General features: G+C 65.7%; 5 protein-coding genes. All 5 read right to left on the bottom strand.

Annotated elements, in window-relative coordinates:
* Nucleotides 1-122: 122 nt before the first annotated feature.
* The 5 genes from ACFRKB_RS04145 to ACFRKB_RS04125 all read right to left on the bottom strand — a co-directional run bounded on the left by ACFRKB_RS04145 (nt 123) and on the right by ACFRKB_RS04125 (nt 5,921).
* On the bottom strand, nt 123-1,271 hold the full coding sequence (locus ACFRKB_RS04145; protein WP_383103107.1) for an ABC transporter ATP-binding protein: 1,149 nt from the start codon (nt 1,269-1,271) through the stop codon (nt 123-125).
* Nucleotides 1,264-2,325, bottom strand: coding sequence for an ABC transporter ATP-binding protein (locus ACFRKB_RS04140; protein WP_383103106.1), 1,062 nt, complete (start codon nt 2,323-2,325; stop codon nt 1,264-1,266). Before ACFRKB_RS04140 ends, ACFRKB_RS04145 begins: the two co-directional genes overlap by 8 nt.
* An 11-nt stretch (nt 2,326-2,336) precedes the next feature.
* The gene (locus ACFRKB_RS04135) at nt 2,337-3,281 is read right to left on the bottom strand and encodes an ABC transporter permease (protein WP_383103104.1); all 945 of its coding nucleotides are present in this window, start codon (nt 3,279-3,281) and stop codon (nt 2,337-2,339) included.
* Nucleotides 3,274-4,203, bottom strand: coding sequence for an ABC transporter permease (locus ACFRKB_RS04130; protein WP_383103102.1), 930 nt, complete (start codon nt 4,201-4,203; stop codon nt 3,274-3,276). Before ACFRKB_RS04130 ends, ACFRKB_RS04135 begins: the two co-directional genes overlap by 8 nt.
* A 92-nt stretch (nt 4,204-4,295) precedes the next feature.
* Nucleotides 4,296-5,921, bottom strand: coding sequence for a peptide ABC transporter substrate-binding protein (locus ACFRKB_RS04125; RefSeq protein WP_383103101.1), 1,626 nt, complete (start codon nt 5,919-5,921; stop codon nt 4,296-4,298).
* Between the last annotated feature and the right edge of the window lie 79 nt (nt 5,922-6,000).

Genomic DNA, 6,000 nt, shown 5'->3' with positions numbered 1-6,000 from the left:
GGTCACCTTAAAAAACACCACCATCTGTTGGGTTTCCCCACCCCGGGGCCCGGCCCCCGAAAATTTGCGTTCCGGGGCGCCGCTCTCCCGCTCGTCTCCGTACGTTCCCGTACGGCTACGGATCACGCCGCGTGGACGACGTCCCTCTCCTCCGCGAAGTGGCACGCCGACTCGTGGGCGGTGTGGCCGTCCGTGCCCTTGAAGCGCTCGGGAATCGCCAGCAGCGGGACCTCCGTGGCGCACTTGTCCTGCGCCTTCCAGCAACGGGTCCGGAAGCGGCAGCCCGAGGGCGGGTTCGCCGGTGACGGGACGTCACCGCTGAGGATGATCCGGTCGCGGCCCTCACGGGCGTCCGGGTCGGGGACCGGGACCGCCGACAGCAGCGCCTGGGTGTAGGGGTGCGTCGGGTGGTCGTAGATCTGGGTGTCCGTACCGATCTCGGCCATCTTGCCGAGGTACATCACACCGACCCGGTCGGAGATGTGCCGGACGATCGACAGGTCGTGCGCGATGAAGATGTAGGAGAGGTTGAACTCGTCCTGGAGCTTCTCCATCAGGTTGATGACCTGGGCCTGGACCGAGACGTCCAGGGCCGAGACCGGCTCGTCGCAGATGATGATCTCGGGGTTGAGCGCGAGACCGCGGGCGATGCCGATGCGCTGGCGCTGGCCGCCGGAGAACTGGTGCGGATAGCGGTTGATGTACTCCGGGTTGAGACCCACGACATCCAGCAGTTCCTGGACCTTGCGGCGCCGGTCGCCCTTCGGCGCCACCTCCGGATGGATGTCGAAGGGCTCGCCGATGATGTCACCGACGGTCATCCGGGGGTTGAGCGAGGTGTACGGGTCCTGGAACACCATCTGGATGTTCCTGCGGACCGCCTTCAGCGCGCGGCCCGACAGCCGGGTGATGTCCTGGCCCTTGAAGAAGACCTCGCCGGCGGTCGCCTGCTCCAGCGTCATCAGCAGCTTGGCCACGGTGGACTTGCCACAGCCTGACTCGCCGACGATGCCCAGCGTCTCGCCCTGGTAGAGGTCGAACGAGACACCGTCCACGGCCTTGACGGCGCCGACCTGCTTCTTGAACAGGATGCCCTGGGTCAGCGGGAAGTGCTTGACCAGGTTGCGCACCTGAAGGATCGGCTCGCCCCGCTGCGCCGGCGCCTCGATGGCGGCGACGGACTCGTCGACCGTGGCGGCGTCGGCCGTCTCGACCTCGGTGACGTTCGGGGTCGCGTCCATGGAGTCGTCATTCCTCTTCGGCTCAGCCATGGATCGTCTCCTTCCAGAAGTGGCACGCGCTGCCGCGGCCGGGCAGTTCCGTGCCGTCCCGCTCGGTGACGGAGAGCAGGGCCGGGATGTCCGTACGGCAGATGTCCTGCGCCGAGGGGCAGCGCGGGTTGAAGGCGCAGCCGGCCGGAATCCGCGTGAGGTTGGGCGGCAGCCCCTTGATCGCGTACAGCTCCTGGCCCTTCTGGTCCAGGCGCGGGATCGAGTCGAGCAGGCCCCGGGTGTACGGGTGCGCGGGGCGCTTGTAGAGCTCGTGCACGGGGGCGGTCTCCACGATCCGGCCCGCGTACATGACCGCGATCTTGTCCGCGACATCGGCGACGACGCCGAGGTCGTGGGTGATCAGGATCAGCCCCATGTTGTACTCGCGCTGCAACTCCGCCAGCAGGTCCATGACCTGGGCCTGGACGGTCACGTCCAGCGCGGTGGTCGGCTCGTCCGCGATGATCAGGTCGGGCTCCAGCGCCAGCGCCATGGCGATCATGATGCGCTGGCGCATCCCGCCGGAGAACTGGTGCGGGTAGTCGTTGACCCGGTCCTTGGCCGCGGGGATGCGTACCCGGTCCATCAGCTCGATGGATTTGGCCTTGGCCTCCTTCTTGGAGAGGCCCTGGTGGACGCGGAACATCTCGCCGAGCTGGTAGCCCACGGAGAGCACGGGGTTGAGCGAGGACAGCGCGTCCTGGAAGATCATCGCGATCTTCTGGCCACGGATCTGCCGGCGCTCCTCGTTGCTCATCGTGAGCATGTCCCGGCCGCGGAAGAGGATCTCTCCCTGCGGGATGCGCCCCGGCGGCATGTCGAGGATGCCCATGATCGCCTGCGCGGTCACGGACTTGCCGGATCCGGACTCGCCCAGCACGGCGAGCGTCTCGCCCGAGCTGACGCTGTAGTTGACTCCGTTGACCGCCTTGGCCACACCGTCGCGGGTGTGGAACTCCACGTGCAGGTCGCGGACTTCGAGCAGCGGGCCGCCGTCCTCGGGCGAGCCGTGCGGAGAAGGAACGTCCGCCGTCGTGTCATCGATGATGGTCATGTACGCCTCCCTCAGCGCAGCTTGGGGTCGAGGGCGTTGCGTACCGCATCGCCGAGCATGATGAAGGCCAGAACAGTGATCGACACCATGACCGACGGGATGATCAGGACGAACGCGGCGTTGCGCAGCTGCTCCTGGCCCGACGAGATGTCGACACCCCAGGAGACGGACGGCTCGGCGAGACCGATACCCAGGAACGACAGCGTGGCCTCGGCGGAGATATAGCCGCCGAGCGCGATGGTCGCGACCACGATCACCGGGGCGATCGCGTTGGGCATGATGTGCCGGAGCAGGATACGGCTGGTGGAGGCGCCGAGCGCCTTGGCCGCCATCACGTAGTCCGCCTGCTTGATGGTGAGGACCGAGCCGCGCGCGACACGGGCGATCTGTGTCCAGCCCAGGAAGGCGAGGGACAGGATCACGACCCAGATGGAACGCTCGGTGAAGGAGGTCAGCACCACCATCGCGCCGAGCATGAAGGGCACGGCGAAGAAGATGTCGGTGACCCGCGACAGCAGGGAGTCGATCAAGCCGCCGAAGTAGCCGGCGAGCATGCCGACCAGGGTGCCGAGGACGGTGACGAGTCCGGTGACGACAACGGCGACCATGATCGAGGCACGGGCGCCGTAGACGACGCGCGCGTAGATCGACCGGCCCTGGATGTCGTACCCGAACCAGTCCTCGGAGAAGAAGTGGCCCCAGTTGGGCTTCTGCAGATAGTGCTTGGCGAGGTCCGCGTAGCGCGGATCGGCGCTGGTGAACAGCTGCGGGAAGGCCGCCATCGTCAGCAGGAACAGGATCAGCACGGCGGAGACGACGAACAGCGGGTTGCGCCGCAGATCGTGCCAGGCGTCCGACCAGAGGCTGCGGGGCTTGCCCACCTTGCCGTCGGCCCGCGGGGCGACCGGAGCCGCCGCGGCCTCGTCCTTGACGGTGTCCTTGAGTGCCTCAGGCATAACGGATCCTCGGGTCCAGGACCGCGTAGAGCAGGTCGACGAGCAGGCTGGTGACCAGATACACGACGACGATCAGGGTCACGATGCCCACGACCGTCGCGCCCTCGCGGTGCCTGAGGGCGTCGAAGATGTTGTAGCCGACACCCTTGACGTTGAAGATGCCTTCCGTCACGACCGCGCCGCCCAGCAGGGCGCCGAGGTCGGTACCGAGGAAGGTCACCACCGGAATCATGGAGTTGCGCATCAGGTGTACGCCGATGATGCGCCGGCGCGGCAGTCCCTTGGCCACGGCGGTGCGCATGTAGTCGGAGCGCAGGTTCTCGGCGATGGAGGTACGCGTCAGACGTGCCACGTACGCCAGTGAGAGGGAGCCGAGTACCACGGCCGGTAGGAACAGCTCGTTCCAGTTCGCCTCGCCGCTCACGTTCGGGTCCACCCAGCCGAGCTGGAAGGCGAAGAAGTACTGGCCGAGGAAGCCGAGTACGAACGAGGGAACGGAGATCAGCAGAAGCGTCAGGATCAGCAGGCCGCGGTCGCGGAGCGTGTCGGCCTTCATCCCGGCGAAGACGCCGATGGAGATGCCGACCAGCACGGTGAAGGTGAAGGCGAACAGGGTCAGTCTGACCGTGATCGGGAATGCCTCCGAGATGATGTCGGCGACGGGTCGCCCGCTGGCGATCTGTGTGCCGAAGTCGCCCTGGAACAGGCCGACAAGATAGTTCCAGTACTGGTGCCAGAGCGGAAGATCGAGACCGAGGTCCTTCTTCATCGCCGCGATCTGCGTCGGATCGACTGTCTGCTCTCCGGCGAGCGCGCGCACGGGGTCACCGGGCAGGGCGTACATCATGGAGAAAACCAGCAAGGTTGACCCGAGGAAGACCGGGATCATCTGGAGCAGTCGCCGCGCGACATAACGCCCCATGTTTGCCTCCGAATGGATAACTGCAGCCCGGGGGGCCTACCGCCGTTGCGTCGGCGGCTGATGGCCGAGTGGGGGGATAACCCTCGGGCTGGTTACTTGACGACCGTGACTTCGGTGATGTTGTAGTCACCGTGGAAGTCGACCGTTACGTTGTCCACAGCCTTGGAGTAGCCGCCGTTGGTCTTGTACTCCCACAGCGGGATCGCCGGCATCTTGGAGAGAACGAGCTTCTCCGCGTCCTGGTAAGCCTTGATCGACTCCTCCAGGGACTTGGCGTTGTCGCCCTTCTTGAAGGCCGCGTCGACCTCCTTGTCGGAGAACCGGCCGTTGTTCGCCTCGGCGGTGGTGCCGTACAGCTCCCGCATGAAGTTGACGTTCAGCGGGTAGTCGGCGACCCAGCCACCACGGTAGGCGGCCTTGACCTGGTCGTTGTCACGGGCCTCCAGGTCGGTCTGGAAGTCCGGCTTGGCGTCCGGGATGCACTCCACACCGGTGGAGTTGCGGATCGACTCGCAGACCGCGGTCACCCACTCCTTGTGGCCACCGTCGGCGTTGTACTGGATCCACATCTTGTTGTCCGGAACGCCGCCGCCCTCGGTGACCAGCTTCTTGGCCTCCGCGGGGTTGAACTTGAAGACGTCGGTGCCCAGGTCCTGGTTACCGGCGACACCCGGCGGGGTGAAGCTGGTGGCCGGCTTGCGGGTGCCGTTGAGGACCGTCTTGGTGATCGTGTCGCGGTCGATCGCCATCGACAGGCCCTGGAGGACCTTCGGGTCGATGCCCTTGAAGGTCTTCGAGTAGAACGCCGGCACGATGCTCTGGATGGCCGCGTACGGCTGGTCGATCGCGCGGTCGCCGAGGTCCTGCTTGTACTTCGGCAGGTCCTTCGGGCCGACCTGGCGGATCATGTCCAGGTTGCCGGAGAGGAGGTCCTGGTACGCGGCCTCGACGGTCGCGTAGTTCTTGAACAGGACACCCTTGTTCTTGGCCTTGTTCGGGCCCTGGTAGTCAGGGTTGGCCTTGACCTGGATGAGCTTCTTGTGGTCCCACTTCTCGAAGATGTAGGGACCGTTGCCGACCGGGGCCTGGCCGAACGCCTTGGTGTCCTTGTAGAAGACCTCCGGCAGCGGCGCGAAGGTCGCGTAGCCGAGCTTGTACTCGTAGTACGGCACCGGCGCGGAGAGCTCGATGGTGAAGGTGGTGTCGTCGACGACCTTCAGACCGGACATGGCGTCGGCCTTCGGGTCACCCTTCTCCGGGTGGACGTCGGCGTAGCCGGCGATGTCCTCGAACCAGAAGGCGTTCTGCTGGTTGTTCTTGATGTTGGCGTACCAGTTCCACGCCTTGACGTACGACTCGGCCGTGACGGGGGTGCCGTCGTGGAACTTCCAGCCGGGCTTGAGCTTGACCGTCCAGGTCTTGTTGTCGGTCGACTTCACCGACTCGGCGTTCGTGTAAACGATCTTGCCCTGCGAGTCGAAGTCGAGCAGCTGGGTGAAGATCGACTGAATCACGTAGCTGCCGAGCGACTCGTTCGTGTCGGCCGGGATCAGCGGCTTCTGAGGCTCACCGACGTCGATGGAGACGTAGCCCGCGGGCTTGCCCTTCTCCTTCGAAGCCGACTCGCCGCTGTCGTCTCCGCCGCCACCACAGGCCGTCGCCGCCAGAGCCACGACTATCGCGCCGACTACCCACTTGGCGCTCCTGGCACCACGCATGGGTTCCTCCTCATGAGTCCACTAGTCACAAACGAGAAGGGCATTATCTACGCGCGCTGACACCCCTGACAGCGGGCTC

The sequence above is a fragment of the Streptomyces scopuliridis genome (assembly GCF_042790125.1).
GTDB classification, from domain to species: Bacteria; Actinomycetota; Actinomycetes; order Streptomycetales; family Streptomycetaceae; genus Streptomyces; species Streptomyces scopuliridis_A.
Note: the sequence above shows the minus strand (reverse complement) of the source record. Positions and strands in the feature narration are given on the sequence as shown.

What these genes read in the sequence shown, in the direction of transcription:
- ACFRKB_RS04145 (WP_383103107.1), bottom strand. Translation starts at nt 1,271, where the DNA reads ATGGCTGAGCCGAAGAGGAATGACGACTCCATGGACGCGACCCCGAAC.
- ACFRKB_RS04140 (WP_383103106.1), bottom strand. Translation starts at nt 2,325, where the DNA reads ATGACCATCATCGATGACACGACGGCGGACGTTCCTTCTCCGCACGGC.
- ACFRKB_RS04135 (WP_383103104.1), bottom strand. Translation starts at nt 3,281, where the DNA reads ATGCCTGAGGCACTCAAGGACACCGTCAAGGACGAGGCCGCGGCGGCT.
- ACFRKB_RS04130 (WP_383103102.1), bottom strand. Translation starts at nt 4,203, where the DNA reads ATGGGGCGTTATGTCGCGCGGCGACTGCTCCAGATGATCCCGGTCTTC.
- ACFRKB_RS04125 (WP_383103101.1), bottom strand. Translation starts at nt 5,921, where the DNA reads ATGCGTGGTGCCAGGAGCGCCAAGTGGGTAGTCGGCGCGATAGTCGTG.